This window comes from Maribacter huludaoensis, assembly GCF_029350945.1.
In the GTDB taxonomy this organism is placed as follows: Bacteria; Bacteroidota; Bacteroidia; order Flavobacteriales; family Flavobacteriaceae; genus Maribacter; species Maribacter huludaoensis.
Genome location: NZ_JARKMS010000002.1, coordinates 683,905 through 701,275, shown reverse-complemented (window position 1 = coordinate 701,275; position 17,371 = coordinate 683,905). Strand labels below are relative to the sequence as shown.

At 37.3% G+C, this 17,371-nt stretch carries 15 protein-coding genes and 2 tRNA genes; 11 read left to right on the top strand and 6 right to left on the bottom strand.

Annotated elements, in window-relative coordinates; translation table 11 throughout:
• Nucleotides 1-3 precede the first annotated feature (3 nt).
• The 3 genes from PXC01_RS08150 to proS all read right to left on the bottom strand — a co-directional run bounded on the left by PXC01_RS08150 (nt 4) and on the right by proS (nt 1,742).
• Nucleotides 4-75: transfer RNA gene (locus PXC01_RS08150), tRNA-Glu, on the bottom strand.
• Between the two features lie 41 nt (nt 76-116).
• A tRNA-Glu gene (locus PXC01_RS08145) sits at nt 117-188 on the bottom strand.
• A 78-nt stretch (nt 189-266) separates the two neighbouring features.
• Nucleotides 267-1,742, bottom strand: coding sequence for a proline--tRNA ligase (gene proS / locus PXC01_RS08140; protein ID WP_276471791.1), 1,476 nt, complete (start codon nt 1,740-1,742; stop codon nt 267-269).
• 96 nt (nt 1,743-1,838) lie between these two features.
• Between proS and PXC01_RS08135 the strand changes: the two genes are divergently transcribed.
• Nucleotides 1,839-3,188: a hypothetical protein gene (locus PXC01_RS08135; RefSeq protein ID WP_276471790.1), complete on the top strand. Its 1,350-nt coding sequence runs from the start codon at nt 1,839-1,841 to the stop codon at nt 3,186-3,188.
• Nucleotides 3,189-3,220: 32 nt separating this feature from the next.
• On the top strand, nt 3,221-4,726 hold the full coding sequence (locus PXC01_RS08130; RefSeq protein WP_276471789.1) for an OmpP1/FadL family transporter: 1,506 nt from the start codon (nt 3,221-3,223) through the stop codon (nt 4,724-4,726).
• Between the two features lie 52 nt (nt 4,727-4,778).
• Here PXC01_RS08130 and PXC01_RS08125 read toward each other — a convergent pair whose 3' ends face one another.
• Both PXC01_RS08125 and PXC01_RS08120 read right to left on the bottom strand, forming a co-directional pair.
• Nucleotides 4,779-6,215, bottom strand: a complete 1,437-nt coding sequence (locus PXC01_RS08125; RefSeq protein WP_276471788.1) for a T9SS type B sorting domain-containing protein — start codon at nt 6,213-6,215, stop codon at nt 4,779-4,781.
• 125 nt (nt 6,216-6,340) lie between these two features.
• Complete coding sequence (locus PXC01_RS08120; protein ID WP_276471787.1) at nt 6,341-8,143, bottom strand: T9SS type B sorting domain-containing protein; 1,803 nt, start codon at nt 8,141-8,143, stop codon at nt 6,341-6,343.
• A gap of 134 nt (nt 8,144-8,277) precedes the next feature.
• On the opposite strand from PXC01_RS08120, the gene folE reads away from it, so the two are divergent.
• Together folE and cysS are read left to right on the top strand one after the other, a co-directional pair.
• Nucleotides 8,278-8,958: a GTP cyclohydrolase I FolE gene (folE, locus tag PXC01_RS08115; protein ID WP_276471786.1), complete on the top strand. Its 681-nt coding sequence runs from the start codon at nt 8,278-8,280 to the stop codon at nt 8,956-8,958.
• A 14-nt stretch (nt 8,959-8,972) separates the two neighbouring features.
• Nucleotides 8,973-10,451, top strand: a complete 1,479-nt coding sequence (cysS, locus tag PXC01_RS08110; protein WP_276471785.1) for a cysteine--tRNA ligase — start codon at nt 8,973-8,975, stop codon at nt 10,449-10,451.
• Here the strand turns inward: cysS and PXC01_RS08105 are convergent.
• Nucleotides 10,448-11,371, bottom strand: coding sequence for an AraC family transcriptional regulator (locus PXC01_RS08105; RefSeq protein ID WP_276471784.1), 924 nt, complete (start codon nt 11,369-11,371; stop codon nt 10,448-10,450). The genes cysS and PXC01_RS08105 overlap by 4 nt on opposite strands.
• Nucleotides 11,372-11,566: 195 nt before the next feature.
• Here PXC01_RS08105 and exaC point away from each other — a divergent pair, with 195 nt between their 5' ends.
• The 7 genes from exaC to PXC01_RS08070 all read left to right on the top strand — a co-directional run bounded on the left by exaC (nt 11,567) and on the right by PXC01_RS08070 (nt 17,327).
• Entirely contained in the window at nt 11,567-13,090 is a 1,524-nt protein-coding gene (gene exaC / locus PXC01_RS08100) for an acetaldehyde dehydrogenase ExaC (RefSeq protein ID WP_276471783.1), read from the top strand.
• A 12-nt stretch (nt 13,091-13,102) separates the two neighbouring features.
• Nucleotides 13,103-13,477, top strand: a complete 375-nt coding sequence (locus PXC01_RS08095; protein WP_276471782.1) for a DUF779 domain-containing protein — start codon at nt 13,103-13,105, stop codon at nt 13,475-13,477.
• A gap of 115 nt (nt 13,478-13,592) precedes the next feature.
• Nucleotides 13,593-13,814, top strand: coding sequence for a membrane protein insertion efficiency factor YidD (gene yidD, locus PXC01_RS08090; protein ID WP_276471781.1), 222 nt, complete (start codon nt 13,593-13,595; stop codon nt 13,812-13,814).
• A gap of 279 nt (nt 13,815-14,093) precedes the next feature.
• Nucleotides 14,094-15,056, top strand: coding sequence for a prolipoprotein diacylglyceryl transferase (lgt, locus tag PXC01_RS08085; RefSeq protein WP_276471780.1), 963 nt, complete (start codon nt 14,094-14,096; stop codon nt 15,054-15,056).
• A gap of 35 nt (nt 15,057-15,091) precedes the next feature.
• Nucleotides 15,092-15,550, top strand: a complete 459-nt coding sequence (locus tag PXC01_RS08080; protein ID WP_276471779.1) for a DUF192 domain-containing protein — start codon at nt 15,092-15,094, stop codon at nt 15,548-15,550.
• Between the two features lie 28 nt (nt 15,551-15,578).
• Nucleotides 15,579-16,100 (top strand): GNAT family N-acetyltransferase, encoded by a 522-nt coding sequence (locus PXC01_RS08075; protein ID WP_276471778.1) that lies wholly within the window; start codon nt 15,579-15,581, stop codon nt 16,098-16,100.
• On the top strand, nt 16,101-17,327 hold the full coding sequence (locus PXC01_RS08070) for an ATP-binding cassette domain-containing protein (protein WP_276471777.1): 1,227 nt from the start codon (nt 16,101-16,103) through the stop codon (nt 17,325-17,327). It begins immediately after the preceding gene.
• The last annotated feature ends 44 nt before the right edge of the window (nt 17,328-17,371 follow it).

Genomic DNA, 17,371 nt, shown 5'->3' with positions numbered 1-17,371 from the left:
TTGTAGTCCGTAGGGGAATCGAACCCCTGTTACCAGGATGAAAACCTGGCGTCCTAACCCCTAGACGAACGGACCATTATGTCAATACTTGGAAATACATCCAAATTGTTATTTTGTAGTCCGTAGGGGAATCGAACCCCTGTTACCAGGATGAAAACCTGGCGTCCTAACCCCTAGACGAACGGACCATACTTTGCGCAATTGCGGATGCAAAAATACAAATATTTTTCACTATCGCAACACCTCTTTATATTTTTTTGAAAAAATTAATACGCTTTAGCAAATAATACTCTTTTATTAGAAGGTTTACCGGTTACCATACAAGTACCTTCTTCCTGTTTTGCATCAATGGGAATACAACGTATTGTTGCCTTTGTCTCGTTTTTAACTCGTTCTTCTGTTTCCTTACTACCGTCCCAATGTGCAGAAATAAATCCGCCTTTTTCTTTTAAAACTTTTTTAAATTCTTCATAAGAATCCACTTCAGTAATATGGCTATTTCTATAATCAAGTGCTTTCTGGTACATATTCTTTTGAATATCGTCCATTAAAAATTCAATTTTGGCAACAACATCAGTGGCGGCTACGGTCTCTTTTTGCAACGTATCTCTTCTCGCCAATTCATACGTGCCATTTTCAAGATCTCTTGGTCCTATGGCCAACCTTACCGGCACTCCACGCAATTCGTATTCATTGAACTTAAAACCGGGCTTGTGCGTATCTCTATTATCAAATTTTACGGATATACCTTTAGTACGCAATTCTTTTACAAGAGGATTAACCGTTTCTGAAATTTTGTCCAATTGATCCAATCCTTTATAAATAGGTACGATGACCACTTGAATGGGTGCCAATTTTGGTGGAATCACTAATCCATTATCATCACTATGCGTCATGATCAACGCCCCCATCAATCTTGTTGATACTCCCCAAGAAGTTGCCCAAACATGTTCTTTACCCCCTTCTTTTGTCGCAAATTTCACATCAAAGGCTTTTGCAAAATTTTGGCCCAAAAAGTGAGAAGTACCAGCTTGTAAAGCCTTACCATCTTGCATTAAAGCCTCAATACAATACGTTTCAATTGCACCCGCAAAACGTTCACTTTCTGTCTTGGTACCTTTTATGACAGGTACCGCCATATGGTTTTCGGCAAAATCCGCATAAACGTTCATCATTTGTTCGGCCTCTGCAATTGCCTCTTTTTCCGTGGCATGTGCCGTATGCCCTTCTTGCCATAAAAACTCTGCAGTTCTTAAAAACAATCTAGTACGCATTTCCCAGCGCACAACATTTGCCCATTGATTAATAAGTAACGGTAAATCCCTGTAAGACTGTATCCACTTTTTATAAGTATCCCAAATAATAGTTTCAGAAGTTGGCCTAACAATTAGCTCCTCCTCCAATTTTGCTTCTGGATCTACTATAATTCCGCTTCCGTCTTCCGCGTTTTTCAATCTATAGTGCGTTACAACCGCACATTCTTTGGCAAATCCTTCAACATGGCTTGCCTCTTTACTTAAATATGATTTTGGTATAAATAATGGAAAGTAGGCATTTTCATGACCAGTCTCTTTAAACATTTTATCTAAACCAGCTTGCATTTTCTCCCAAATTCCGTAGCCATACGGCTTAATAACCATACAACCCCTTACACCAGAGTTTTCGGCTAAGTCTGCCTTAACTACTAATTCATTATACCATTTGGAATAATCCTCGCTTCTCTTCGTCAAATTTTTACTCATTATCTGGACTTTGGCACAAATATTGTGAATATTACTATATAATAATTGAGTAAAACTAGTTATTTTTAATATGTTCAACAATATAATTTTAATCCGATGATATATTCGCTACCCCACAACAAACTTCGCAACATTTCAATGTTGGTGACCCTGGCCGTTTTCATAACTTCCTGTGGATCATACCAGCAATCTTCTTATTATGACAATGATGGTATTTATTCTGATGAAGTACCAGCTACCGTAGAAAGAAGACCAGAACAAAGAAAGAATACAGAAGTAAGTTCTGAATCTGACACCTATACCAATTATTTTGGCGAAAAAGCCAGTCAGTATGGTGAAATTTTAGATGATGAAATATTTACCGATGTAGATTCTTATTCCAGCAACAATCTTGATGCCGAAGTTCAAGAAGACCAATTGACAGACTATTATGCCAATGCAAATGACTATGAAGGCTATGGTAGCTGGGGCAGTAACAATTCTGACGTGAGTATTTACATTCATAATAATGGTTGGAACAATTGGGGTTATGGCAATCTTTATGGATGGGGCTGGAACAATGTAGGTTATCCCGGATTTTATGGAGCAGGATGGGGACAACCTTGGGGCTGGAACAGATGGAACAACTGGGGTTATGGCGGATTCGGTTTTGGATGGAACAACTGGGGCTATGGTGGTTTTGGATGGAACAACTGGGGATACGGTTGGAACAGGCCTTTTTATGGTAACAACTTCGGATATGCGTATGGTTATGGTAACAGATATTTTCGCAATAACAATAGATATTCCAATAGACGGTATGCCGTTAACAATTCCAGAAGAGGCAATTACACAAGACAGACCGTTAACAATACCGGACTTTCTTCTACAGCGGCAAGAGGCCGTTCCAATATAAACACAAGAGGTAATTCGTCTAGGTATAGAACTACGACCGGCAGATCAACAACAGCCAGAAGTTCTGCCAATACACGTAGCTCAAGAACGTATTCCGGCAATTCTACAAGCAGAAGAACTGTTGGTGTTGACCAAAATAGAGCATATAGAACCAGTAGAAGTACTAGAGCTACCCCTAGGTACAGCAGTAGTTCTTCAAGAAATTATAGTAGCAGATATAGTACCAGCCCTAGAACATCAAGTTCTAGCAGTAGGGTCGCGGTACCAAGAACCTCAACTTACAGAAACTCTGGCAGCAGCTCTAGGAGTTATTCTTCTGGCAGAAGCTCAACCGGTTCAAGCGGTAGGTCTTACCGTAGTTCAGGTAGTAGTTCTAGAAGTAGCAATTACAGCTCTGGCAGAAGTAGTTCTAGAAGCAGCAGCTATAGCTCTGGCAGAAGTAGCTCTGGTAGTAGTTCATATAGAAGTTCGGGAGGCAGCTCAAGAAGTTCAAGTAGCGGGTCTTCATCTAGATCTTCTGGATCCTCAAGAAGTGGCGGTAGAAGAAACTAAAATTGAACATTTATTGTAATTGAAATATTGATATGAAAAACTATATAACTTTCGTAGCCTTAATAGTATGTACCATTGGTAGCGCACAGAACATAAATGAAGTTTTACGTTACGGTACAGAAAACCTTCAAGGTACGGCCCGATTTCAAGCAATGGGCGGAGCGTTTGGCGCCCTTGGCGGAGACCTATCGTCCTTAAACATTAACCCTGCTGGTTCAGCGGTATTCAATAATAGTCTTTTCACCATTTCAGGATCAAATTACCATACATATAATGATGCCCGGTACTTTGGCGATGCCTTAATAACCAAGAATAATGACATTGAGCTAAATCAAATAGGTGGTGCATTTGTTTTTAAAAACACCGATAGTAATTCTGACTGGAAGAAATTTACTTTAGCTTTCAATTATGATTTGTTGAACAATTTCGATAACGAATATTATGTTTCAGGAAGTGCAACAGAAGGTATTGATACCTATTTTCTAGAATATGCAGGCGGCACACCATTTGGGTCTATTTTATTACAAGATGGTGAATTTTTAGAAGAAGCATATCGTGATATTGGAGCAGTTCAAGGATTTGGAGACCAGCAAGCATTCTTAGGTTATTATGGAGGTATTCTAGACCCTGAGACCGAAGATGATAATAACACCAGCTATATCAGTAATTCCATTTATGATTTTGTTAATCAAGATTTTTCAAAAAGAACTACTGGTTATAACAGTAAATTTACAATTAACGCTGCCTCTCAATATAGGGACAATCTATATATAGGTGCTTCTTTAAATTTTCATAGTATATTCTATAGCCAGTTTGATCAGTTTACTGAATATGGCTATGAGAATGAATCTGAAATAAAAAGAACAACGTTTGATAATTACCTAGAAACAGAAGGAAACGGCTTCTCATTTTCATTAGGAGCAATTGCAAAACTTAATGACAATGTACGTTTAGGCGGTAGCTACCAATCACCCACATGGTACAGATTAGAGGACAACACTTCTCAACGTATTAATTCTGATTTGGCAGATGAAGATATTAACTTCATAAACTTCAACATAATAAATCTTTTTGAAGAGTACACTGTTAAAACACCAAGTAAATTGACAGGTAGCTTAGCCGTAATTTTTGCGAAAGACGGTTTATTAAGTTTCGATTATGGGTATCAAGATTTTTCACAATCGGAATTACGCCCAACAAATGATCCTAGCTTTCAAACTGTAAACTCAGAAATTGCCAGTAGCCTTGGCGCCGTATCTACTTTTAGAATTGGTGGCGAGTACAGAATTCAGCAAGTAAGTTTAAGAGCGGGCTATCGTTTTGAACAGAGCCCTTATGCTAATGACAACACGATTGGTGATTTAGATGCTATTTCTGGTGGAATTGGTTATAATTTTGGTGGTAGTAAATTAGATTTTTCTCTTAGTCGTTCTGAACAAGATTTCAGCGAAAGATTTTTTAACGCAGGTATCACAACACCTACTATGATCGATAGAACAATCACCAACGCCACTTTAAGCTATACGATCAATTTTTAAGAAATAAAAAAATTACATAAAAAAAAGGGAGCATGAAGCTCCCTTTTTTCGTTTATCTTTTTAATGAAAAATGTGTTTTTCGCGTTTTAGCCACTACCATATCATCCTCCCTTTCACCATACTCAAACCTGAACCAATAATCTGTAGATGGCATTTGCTGTCCGTTAAAATTACCGTCCCACGTATCCGTAGGTCCTAATTGCTTTAAAAGTTTACCGTATCTATCAAAAATAAATACAACAGGATCAATCAAAGTCTCTATACCTAGAATATTCCATGTATCGTTTATATTATCACCGTTAGGGGTAAAAAACTTTGGATACCCTACTACCAAAAATTCAATTGGTTCCGTTATTCCACATCCGTTCTTATCATTTATGATTACCGTATTCAATCCCGGAGGTACATTTCTAAAAACGGAACTATCTTGAAACTCACCGTTATTTATAGCATATTCATAATCACCGTCTCCCTGTACAAAAAACTCAATATTATTTTGATCTGGATCAATAGAAAGATTGGTATCCAATGTTTCTACGCGTTCTAGAATTGGTATTCCAAAAAATGTTATTAAAACTCCGCTTTCATCTGCCACAGTTGGAGGCGAACCACTTGTTGTGGTAATGGAAGCAAAATAGCGACCTGTATTTGGGCTTTCAACTACCAATTCCGCACCAAAATCACCGGTACCCGTAAGCGTATCGTCAACTATGCCGTCATCTTCATAATCCACAGTCCATTCCACACTTGCAATATCTGCTCCAGCAGGTGAATTCAACGCACTAATAGTAATAGGATCATCACCTTCACAAGCTACAATATCCAAACCTAAAAATTCATCTCTTAAAGTACAATCCAAAGCTGTATCTTGATCATCATTTACAGAACTACCTGTAAAGGTCAGCATAAAAGGCTCAGGATCACCCGTAAAGTTATCTGCAAAATTATTTATTAAGATGTAATAAATCTCTCCGGGTTGAACATCCAAATACGCATCATATGTATTTTGACTACCCGTTAACGGTGCACGCCCCTCTTCCCCATTTTGCGGGTTTACGCCAAGCCCTGTAAAATTTGTATCGTTTACTTCATAATTACAACGTATTGGCTGTGCCGTACCGTTGCTGATATCCACACAATCAACATCTGGTCCATAAACGGCAAAATCCCATTCAGCAGTTGGTGTAGATCCTGATGAAGGCAAAGCTTCAATATCAAAACCGACCTGACCACCCGTACCTGCCCTAAAGACAAACCAAGAAGTATTAAATTCAATATTCGCGGAAGAAAGACTACCCTTTTCAAGACACCCGGTTTGTAGTATTACCTCTGGGTCAAAATCATCTACATCACCAGTTCCACCCGCCAGACCCATTATAGGTTGATCGGCACAAACGGGAATTGCCGTTCTACAATCGGCCGAATTCTGCGCGGTTACATTCCAATAGAAAAGAAATAAACAGCATATAGAACAAAAAAGTGTTCTCATAAAAGTGTAACTAAGTTAGTATACGTGATGTATATTATAACTACACATGACTTGCTTTAGTATCTTACAACGGATATTCTTGCGTTTAATCGATAAAATGCACTCTTCAAACCTAAAAAGCAGGGTTAGCGCTTTAATGTAAAATGATTATTTATGAACGAAGCACTGGTATCCTCTCCAAGAGAATTGGTATAGGTAAGCTTGAACCAATAGTCAGACTCGGGCAATAATGTGCCATTAAAAGTACCGTCCCAACCAGGGGAATTTTCGACTATTCTATAAAGCAACTTGCCATATCGATCAAAAATAGTAATTACAGGATTATCTAAAACCGATAATCCGTCTACTTCCCAGGTATCATTTACATTATCACCGTTGGGCGTAAAAAACTTAGGAAAACCAACAACTACAAAATCTCTAGTATCAGAACCACAACCATTTACATCACGTACGGTAACGGTATGCTCCCCAGGGAACAGATTATTAAAAACCCCGCTGTACTGAGGTATTCCATTATCAACTTGAAACTCAAAATCACCGTTTTCCTCTAAACTGACATTAACTACGTTAGAGGCATCATCTTCGTACTCTACAGTAATATCTGAAATTACAGGCGGACTAGAAAATACAACAGTAACGGAACGTACGGTAATACACTGAATTAACCCTTCTTTGTTCGTTACCGATAAAGTGTAAACACCGGGCTCTGAAACCGTAATCAATGAAGATGTGTGGCCGGAGCTCCATTCATACATAAAATCATTATCTGGAATTCGCTGCCCAATAGTTACAATTGGCTCATTACCACATATGAACACTTCTGTTTCAAAATCTAAAACAGGCAATTCAATTCCATTTACCACAAAAGTTTCAGAAGCATCAAAACACATAGAGTTTTCTATTGATGTAGTTCTTACATATATTGTTTGGGCAACTTCTGTAGGTATAAATTCTTTTGAAAGTGCATTGGCACCATCAAAAGCATCTTCAAAACTTTCATGATAAGATACCCTAAAATCTAGCGAACTCTGAGCACCTAAGGCCTCTGCATCTTTTGCATTAAAATCTATAGCCGTACCATCTAAACAAGCAGTTTCATCTTCTAAAGGAAAGGTTTCTGGAGAAGGCGCATAGGCCACTTGGGTTTCGCTAATTAAATTATTTTCCAATGGTCTAACTACCAAAACACGGTACATCCCAGAAACTGCTGTAGAAAGTTGCGCATTAGTTTCACCTGGTATAAGTTGATAGCCTGTGCCAGCATCTAAATACCATTCATAGTCTTCTGCATCAACAGTTGTAGCATCTAAGACTACAGTTTCATTATCACAAGCAATAACAGGAGGTCCCAATAGATTATCTATTATATTACAATCTAAGGCAGTATTAGGGAATTCAACAAATATGTTACCTGAAAACTGAATTGAAAATCCTGAGTTATTGTTACTAAAGTTATTGATCATTAAGAGGTATTCCTCTCCTGGCCCTACATCTAACCAATCATCATATTGTATATTGGCAATACCTGTAGGGTCCTCACCTACCCCTATAAAACGACTATCATCAGAATTATCAAAATAATTACATCTAATAGGCTCACCTAATGAAGTACAGTCACTTGTTCTGTATAAGGCAAAATCCCAATCTTCACTAGAATCAAAACCTATATTGAAGCCAAGTTGACCTATTTCACCAACTTTAAATTTATACCAAGCAGAATTTGTTTCAATAGTGCCGCTACCTTGGGTTATACAGCCAGAAATAGTAGCACCGTTAAAATCATCTATTCCGTACCCATTTGTACCTCCATTTACCGGAGTGTTGTAACAAATAGGTACGGCATTGGCACAGTCTGCCGCTACTTGGGCAAAGCAAGTGAATATGCCAAAAAAACATATAAACAAGAAAGATATACCGTACTTGGCCATAGGGAACTTCTGATTTGAAAAAATAAAATTAACCAGACCATCACGTTATGGCTAATTTATGTTGTGTAATGCCCGTAATGAGTTATAAAGTGGCACATATTGTATATCTTTGCAGCTTCTAAAAGATTGATAAAATGAAAATTGAGGATACACTGGAAGATCAATTTGATGAATTGGGAAATGATCATATTTCTACATCAGAAGACACTCCATTACGTTCAGATGCTTTTGATCTGGATGATGCCGAAAAGATTGAACGCATTCGCGAAAATGTACGCGATATCATGCTTACGCTAGGTTTGGATTTAACCGATGACAGCCTAAAAGGAACTCCTAACAGAGTTGCTAAAATGTATGTCAACGAAATATTCGGTGGCTTAAACCCTGCAAGGAAGCCCAAAGCTTCTACATTTGACAACAAGTACAAGTACGGTGAAATGTTGGTTGAGAAGAACATCACATTATATTCTACTTGCGAACATCATTTACTACCAATTGTAGGTCGCGCCCATGTTGCATATATATCTAACGGTACCGTAGTAGGCTTGTCCAAAATGAACCGTATAGTTGATTATTACGCTAAACGTCCTCAGGTTCAAGAAAGATTGAACATTCAAATCGTAAGAGAATTACAAAAAGCTTTAGGTACAGAAGATGTTGCCTGTGTTATAGATGCAAAACATCTTTGTGTAAATTCTAGAGGAATTCGCGATATTGACAGTAGCACCGTAACCGCAGAATATGGCGGGAAATTCAAAGAAGAATTGGTACGTCGCGAGTTTTTGAACTACCTTAATTTAGATACCCATTTTTAATAGCATATAGCTTCATGCAATTGTACGAAAGTCAAGAAATAAAAGTATATAATTCCCTAACCGGAAAGAAAGAAGTTTTTAAACCCATAAACGAGGGCCATATAGGCATGTATGTTTGTGGACCAACCGTGTATAGCAATGTACATTTAGGAAACTGCCGAACTTTCATGTCTTTTGATATGATTTTCAGATACTTTAGACATCTTGGTTATAAAGTAAGATACGTACGTAACATTACAGACGCAGGTCATTTAGTAGATGACGCCGAAGATGGTGAGGATAAAATTGCAAAAAAGGCACGTTTAGAAAAATTGGAGCCTATGGAGGTGGTACAGCGTTATACTGTAGATTTCCATAATATCTTGGAGAAATTTAATTTCTTACCTCCAAGTATTGAGCCTACGGCAACCGGTCATATTATAGAACAGATTGAAATTATTAAGGATATTCTTGAGAAAGGATTTGCCTATGAAACCAATGGCTCTGTATATTTTGATGTTGCAAAGTTTAACCAAGAACATGAGTACGGTAAATTAAGCGGGCGAAAGCTTGAAGATATGATCGCCAATACACGTGATCTTACCGCGCAAGATGACAAACATAATCCGCAAGATTTTGCTTTGTGGAAGAAAGCGGAACCACAGCATATTATGCGTTGGCCATCACCTTGGGGCGATGGATTTCCTGGGTGGCACTTAGAGTGTACTGCCATGAGCACAAAATATTTAGGCGAAACATTTGATATTCACGGAGGCGGAATGGACCTTAAATTTCCCCACCATGAATGTGAAATTGCACAGGCGGAGGCTTGCAATGGTCAAAGTCCTGTAAATTATTGGCTACATGCCAATATGCTAACATTGAACGGAAGAAAAATGGCTAAATCTACCGGAAACAGTATTCTTCCAGGAGAAATATTTTCTGGTGAAAACGAAATATTAAGTAAGCCCTTCTCTCCTTCAATGGTTCGTTTCTTTATGATGCAGGCACATTACACCAGTATATTAGATATGAGTAATGATGCCTTATTGGCATCTGAAAAAGGTTTCAACAAATTGATGGAAGCCATCAACTCCCTTAAATCTTTGAGCACCGGCAAAACTACCGATTTTGATGTTGCAGCTTGGAAAGCTTCGTGTTATATTGCCATGAACGATGATTTTAATTCGCCTATTTTAATTGCGAAATTATTTGATGCCGTTAAACACATTAATCTTATCAAAGAAGGTAGTGAATCTATTACCGCAGAAGACAAACTAGAGTTAGAAAACACATTACATGGTTTCGTTTTTGACGTTTTAGGTCTAGAAAACAAAAGTAGTTCTGATGCCGATACCGAAAAGCTAGGTGGAGTTGTTGAATTGTTAATCGAGTTGCGCAAAGCAGCAAGAGAGAATAGAGATTTTGCTACATCCGATCAAATACGTGATCAATTGGCAGCGCTGGGTATTCAATTAAAAGACGGTAAAGAAGGGACTACATATAGCCTTTAATCCAAAAATTTAGATTTGTGAATTTTAGACTGGTATTCACCAGGTGCTAGATGTTGTCTAGTTTTAAATACTCTATTGAAGTAAGACCTACTTTCAAACCCGCAATCTAGATATACATCTTTAATACTACGTTTAGGATCTTGCAATAAGCCTACCGCTAATTTTATACGTTCATTATTTATAAATTCTACCGGAGATATACCAAGTTCCAGCTTAAAGGTTCTATAAAAATGCGACGGACTCATACAGGCTATTTTACTAAGACTATCTACACTTAAGGATTTATGTAAATTATCCCTAATAAAACGGATAACCTCGGTAAGCCTACTTTCCTTCTTTATAGTTAATGTTGCGTTACTATAAATTTTACGCTCGTTTGTCTGTAAAATGCGAATAATTAGCTCGCGCAACATATTATCCACAAATAGATCTTTGGATGGATGGTCTTCAGAAAAAAGAAACAAAAGACGTTGTATAATTTGATAGATACCCCTGTCGTTTACAAAGTGAAAATTATAGTCCATTAATCCCCACGCCTCTCTCGTACTTTTTGGCATATTTTCATTCATGAACTGTAGCACCTTGTTGATCTTATCTTCAGAAATAGCCATTGCCAGACATCTGGTAGGATTCTTTGCCATAGCTTCAGGAAAATCTATACACATTCCTTCATTTGCGGGCAAAACCAAAGACTCACCAGGTAAAAAATCGAAAGATTCATAATCCCTTAGGTGCATAATTTTCTTTCCCTGTATCATACTTGCCAAAACAGGTTGCTCAAATTGTAATAATACACTTGCCGCTTTCTCATGTGTTTCAAAAACGTGCATAGCGGCATTGTTCAACGTATAAGAGGTCTGGTTCTCCACCATAGTCTCCAGTCGCCTTCCATTAAAAAAATTATCAGTTAACCGAATCACAATACTATGCCTTTAATTTTAAGGAATTTACAAAATTATATGCTTAAAAAAATCATAAAATCAATTATTGATAGAATAGTTCACATTATTCGTAGTATCCGTCAGATGATTTGAAATGATGAGAAGTACATTTAGAATATCGTATTTACAAACCAAAAGCGATTAGACTTCTATTATTAACTTAAATCCTATATTATGAGCACAACAGCAACTGTAGAAAAAGATGTACTTCAAAAACCCAAGTTTAAAAACCAGTATGAAAATTTTATTGGAGGTAAATGGGTTGCACCAAGCAAGGGTGAATATTTTGAAAATATCTCTCCCGTAGACGGTAAATCTTTTACAAAAATACCAAGATCAACAGCTGAAGATATAGAAAAGGCTATTGATGCGGCTTGGGAAGCGGCACCATCATGGAATTCTTCCTCAGCAACAGAAAGAAGCAATATGCTTTTAAAAATTGCCGACAAAATAGAGCAAAATCTAGAAGTTCTTGCCAGGGCTAAAACTTGGGACAACGGTAAGGCCATACGCGAAACACGTGCCGCAGATTTACCTTTGGCAGTAGACCATTTTAGATATTTTGCAGGTGTTATCAGGGCAGAAGAAGGCTCGGTCAGTGAATTGGATTCTAATACCGTGGCATTGAACGTTACGGAGCCATTAGGCGTCGTTGGTCAAATAATTCCTTGGAACTTCCCTTTACTAATGGCAACCTGGAAACTAGCTCCTGCTTTGGCCGCAGGTAATTGTGTAGTATTAAAACCAGCAGAACAGACGCCGGTAGGAATATTAATTTTAATGGAAATCATTGAAGGAATTTTACCTGACGGAGTGCTAAATATTGTAAACGGTTTTGGTGCAGAAGCTGGTAAACCATTGGCATCTAGCCCTAGAATAGACAAAATAGCCTTTACCGGTGAAACAACCACCGGGCAATTGATAATGCAATATGCCTCTAAAAACATTACACCCGTTACGCTTGAGCTAGGTGGTAAATCTCCCAACATATTCTTTGAAAGTATCATGGATGCCGATGATGAATTCTTTGACAAATGTCTGGAAGGCGCAAATATGTTCGCCTTGAACCAAGGCGAGGTTTGTACCTGCCCCTCTAGGATGCTGGTTCAAGAAAGCATATATGATAAATTTATAGAACGCGTAATAGAGAGAACCAAGGCTATTAAAATGGGACACCCGTTAGACCCAAACACCATGATGGGCGCTCAAGCATCTAACGATCAGTTCGAAAAAATTCTTAGTTATATTAAAATAGGCAAAGAAGAGGGTTGCGAAGTGCTTACTGGTGGTTCTCAGGCATATAATGAAGGTTTGGAAGGCGGTTATTACGTAGAGCCGACCATATTAAAAGGAAATAATAAAATGAGGGTCTTTCAAGAAGAAATTTTTGGTCCCGTTCTTTGTGTTACCACCTTTAAAGATGAAGCCGAAGCTATAGAAATTGCGAATGATACGCTGTATGGTCTTGGCGCAGGCGTTTGGACCCGTGACACCCACCAAGCCTACAAGATTTCAAGAGCTATCAAGGCAGGAAGGGTTTGGGTAAATTGCTACCACTTATATCCTGCCCATGCACCTTTTGGCGGTTATAAAAAATCTGGTATCGGTAGAGAAAACCATAAAATGATGTTGGCACATTACCGTCAAACCAAAAACATGCTTATTTCTTACGATAAGAAAAAAATGGGATTCTTTTAAAAACGAATTACGATGAAAACAAAGAGAGTATTGGTAACCGAAAAAGCGGCTAAAATTATTGCTCAATTGAAAGATAAGCATGGCGAACTTATGTTTCACCAAAGTGGTGGTTGTTGTGATGGCTCCTCGCCCATGTGTTTTGAAAAGGGTGATTTAATGCTCGATGATAACGATGTTTGGCTAGGCACTATTGAAGGTTGCGATTTTCATATGTCCAGAGATCAGTTTGAATATTGGAAACATACCCAATTGACTGTAGATGTCGTTCCGGGAATTGGATCAAGCTTTTCCTTGGAAATTCCTTTAGGACTTCGGTTTTTAATAAAATCCAGAATATACTCCGAAGAAGAGGCCGAACAGCTAGAACCCATAAGAATAGGTGCCTAAACAGAAACCATTTTTGTTGGAAGTCCGGATGCAATGCATCCGGACTTCTTAATTTATGCAGTTCGCCGTTTTATAGTAAATTTGTAAGAATCAATATTTTAATAATAAGATCACGTTGAAAAAAATTCTTATTGCTCCCTTCATATTTTTAATCCGGTTTTATCAAACGGCAATTTCCCCGTATACGCCGGCTACCTGTAGATACTCTCCTACTTGCTCGCATTATACGGTTGAGGCACTAAAAAAACATGGGCTATTTAAAGGTGGATGGATGGCTACCAAACGAATTTTTAGCTGCAATCCTTGGGGAGGTAAAGGTTATGATCCTGTTCCCTAATTCAAGTTCAAACACAAACTCAAACACAAAATTCAAGTTCAAGTTCAAGTTCAAAAATCAATCGCAAACTCAAACAAAAAGCTAATTAAATTTAAAAGTTCAGTTGATAATAACATTGACATAGTCAAATAACCAAGTTTTTCTCTTTTCTAGCATCTATTCTATATTCTATTATCTCTTTTCTATATTCTATTTTTAACCAAAAGCAAAACCGATTTCCCAATTCTAAAGCCTAGGTAGATTTCTATTTTATTATCTTAGCCTTTCAAAATTCAACACATGCATTTCTTAGGAATTACTTGGAATCCGAACGAGACACTTTTCAACATAGGGTTCATACAAATTAAGTATTACAACCTACTTTGGATAACCGCCTTTGCTTTAGGTTGGTTTATTATGAAAAAGATATTCCTCAACGAAAAAAAATCTGTAGAGCAACTAGACTCGCTTTTCATTTATACGGTTTTAAGTACCATGTTAGGGGCTAGATTAGGGCATGTATTTTTTTATGACTGGGCATATTACTCCAATCACCTTATAGAAATTTTGGTCCCTGTTCGCGAAAGTGATACAGGTAGTTTACTTTTTGGTTTAATTAATGGTTATGAATTTACAGGTTTTGCCGGTTTGGCAAGCCATGGGGCAACCATAGGTATTATAATTGGTACATACCTTTACACCAGAAAATTCCCTGAGTTTAATATGCTTTGGATATTCGACAGAATGACAATACCTGTAGCAATAGGCTGTTTCTGCGTACGTTTAGGTAACTTTTTCAACTCTGAAATAAATGGTAAAGTGGTAGATGAAAATTTCATATTCGCTACTAAATTTATTCGCGATTCAGACGATTTACATCCATCAAAGGCACTGGGTATTACACAGGAAAAAACTGTAAATGCCGCTTATGCAGCTATAGAGAACAACCCGCAATTTTCTCAATATTTAGCTGAGATACCCTACCGTCATCCGGCACAGTTATACGAAGGTATAGGCTATCTTTTAATCTTCGTACTGCTATATTTTCTCTACTGGAAAACTGATAAAAAGAATAAACCCGGTTACCTGTTCGGTCTATTTTTTGTGTTGTTATGGACTGTTCGTTTCTTAGCTGAATTTGTAAAGAAAAGTCAAGGTGGGTTTGAAGAATCTTTAGGGCTATTGTCAACCGGTCAATGGTTGAGCATACCATTTATTTTCATTGGTTTTTATTTCATGTTCAAAAAAACTAAAACTGCATAATGTTGAAAACTATCTACAAAAGTACAGTTATCATAATGGCAACAATATTACTGGTCTGCTCCTGTAAAGAAGAACCAAAAAAAACGATTGCTACAGAGAGTATAGATTTTACACATGAAGGAGATTTAACCATCTTTTTAAATACGACCGATACCATTAAGGGTCAGTTTAATATAGAGTTTGCAGAAACAGATTACGAAACACAGACGGGACTCATGTACCGCAAAGGAATGGATAAAGATCAAGGGATGTTATTTATATTCCCAGACCAGAGAATGCATTCCTTTTATATGAAAAATACAGAGTTTCCTCTAGATATTATTTACATAAAGGATGATTTAAAAATTGCTAGTTTCCAAGAAAATGCACAGCCACTTAACGAAACCGGTCTATCATCACAGGTTCCTATCAAATATGTTCTGGAAATAAATGGTGGCCTAGCACAAGAATTGGGGCTTTCTATTGGTGACAGCATCAGTTTTAGCAGAAAGTAATTTCGACTTTCTTATTTAATATCGTTTAATGCCAAAGTACGTATTATTCAATGAAGAATCTGAACGCTTACTTTTTAAAGAAGTAACACCATTGGATTTTGAAAATTGGCTACCCTTTCACGAAGAACCTTTAAGTAGCCAATATTGGGCAGGATTACCAAAAGATCCAATTGCAGCTTGCCAACAACAATTTGACAGAATATTTGAGCGCTATAATGACAACTTAGGTGGTATGAACGCGCTATTTTTAAAAGGTTCCAATACGTTAGTGGGTCTTTGTGGAGTACTCATACAAGAAGTAGATGATAAAAAGGAATTTGAAATAGGCTATTCCATACTGCCAGAATACTGGCGGCAAGGCTTTGCATTTGAAGCCGCTGAGAAGTGTAAGAAAATTACCTTTCAAAAAGAATGGACCAAAAGTTTAATTTCAATTATACAGATTGATAATATACCCTCACAAAAAACTGCTTTAAAAAACGGAATGTTTTTAGACTTTACAACCACCTACCATAACAACAAAGTTCATATTTTTAGAATAAATGCATAAATGAATCATTGGGTAATATATTTAGATAATAATTCTGACAAAAAAGGCTTCATCAATGATTTTCAACACAGAAGAATACCTTTGGCCTTAGAAGAGTTTAAACCTAAAAATGGACGGCTATTTTCCGCCTTAACTTTAGACAAGCTTATAGAAGATGAAGATAGGTATGACAAGAAAATTCTTAGCTCTGAGCACCAAAAATTAGAAACTATGTCTAGTGGGGAGCAGAAAAGAGCACTACTTCATTATTTACTGTTAGAAAAACCTGATTATATAATTCTTGACAATCCATTTGAAAATTTAGACTTTGCTTTTCAAGAAGAATTAAAATCGATATTGAAAAAACATGCAAAAGACATTACCTTCATTCAATTGGCAAGTAGAAAAGAAGATACACTTCCCTTTATTAACAACTTTGGCTATTTAGAAAAAAATGATTTTTTAATAATTGAAGATTCGGTCCTTGATGAAAGTGACATCCCAGAAACTTTCAACTTCATCAACATTCCCGCATCTACCACATCTTTTACCAATTTAAAGGATACCTTAATAGACTTCAAGGACGTAAGTGTCTCCTATGGTGAGAAGCCTATATTGAACAACATTAATTGGACAGTAAATAAGGGTGATTTCTGGCAGCTTTCTGGTGCAAACGGTAGTGGTAAATCTACTATGCTTTCCATGATATTCGGTGACAACCCAAAAGCATACGGTCAGGAAATCTATTTGTTCGGAAACAAAAAAGGAAGTGGAGAAAGTGTTTGGGACATTAAAGAGAAAATAGGCTACTACGCACCTGCAATGACTCTTAAATTTCATGGTAGGCAATCTGTACAGCACATGCTCATTTCTGGTTTAACAGACTCCGTAGGGCTATATACCGTACCTACAGATGTTCAAAAAAAAATCATTGATCAATGGCTGAACCTTTTAGGTTTACAAGATGTAAAAAATAAATATTTTAACGCTTTATCCATGGGTCAACAACGGTTGGTAATGACGGCGCGTGCCATGGTCAAAAGACCTCCAATTTTAATTTTGGATGAACCAACGGCAGATATGGACGATAAATCCGCTAGGTTATTGGTTGCGTTGGTCAATAAATTTGCCAATGAAACAGATACCGCAATCATTTTTGTTTCCCATAGACAAGAAAAAGGACTACATCCTAAAAAGATTTTAAAACTTATACCCGGTGACCATGGCTCAGCAGGTATAATTCACTAGCAAAAGAAGCCTTATGAAATAAAAAAAGCCGTTCATTTCTGAAC

Coding starts and splice junctions, on each gene's coding strand:
- PXC01_RS08095 (WP_276471782.1), top strand. CDS start 13,103: ATGAAAACAAAGAGAGTATTGGTAACCGAAAAAGCGGCTAAAATTATT.
- PXC01_RS08135 (WP_276471790.1), top strand. CDS start 1,839: ATGATATATTCGCTACCCCACAACAAACTTCGCAACATTTCAATGTTG.
- PXC01_RS08075 (WP_276471778.1), top strand. CDS start 15,579: ATGCCAAAGTACGTATTATTCAATGAAGAATCTGAACGCTTACTTTTT.
- lgt (WP_276471780.1), top strand. CDS start 14,094: ATGCATTTCTTAGGAATTACTTGGAATCCGAACGAGACACTTTTCAAC.
- exaC (WP_276471783.1), top strand. CDS start 11,567: ATGAGCACAACAGCAACTGTAGAAAAAGATGTACTTCAAAAACCCAAG.
- PXC01_RS08080 (WP_276471779.1), top strand. CDS start 15,092: ATGGCAACAATATTACTGGTCTGCTCCTGTAAAGAAGAACCAAAAAAA.
- cysS (WP_276471785.1), top strand. CDS start 8,973: ATGCAATTGTACGAAAGTCAAGAAATAAAAGTATATAATTCCCTAACC.
- proS (WP_276471791.1), bottom strand. CDS start 1,742: ATGAGTAAAAATTTGACGAAGAGAAGCGAGGATTATTCCAAATGGTAT.
- PXC01_RS08130 (WP_276471789.1), top strand. CDS start 3,221: ATGAAAAACTATATAACTTTCGTAGCCTTAATAGTATGTACCATTGGT.
- PXC01_RS08125 (WP_276471788.1), bottom strand. CDS start 6,215: ATGAGAACACTTTTTTGTTCTATATGCTGTTTATTTCTTTTCTATTGG.
- PXC01_RS08070 (WP_276471777.1), top strand. CDS start 16,101: ATGAATCATTGGGTAATATATTTAGATAATAATTCTGACAAAAAAGGC.
- folE (WP_276471786.1), top strand. CDS start 8,278: ATGAAAATTGAGGATACACTGGAAGATCAATTTGATGAATTGGGAAAT.
- PXC01_RS08120 (WP_276471787.1), bottom strand. CDS start 8,143: ATGGCCAAGTACGGTATATCTTTCTTGTTTATATGTTTTTTTGGCATA.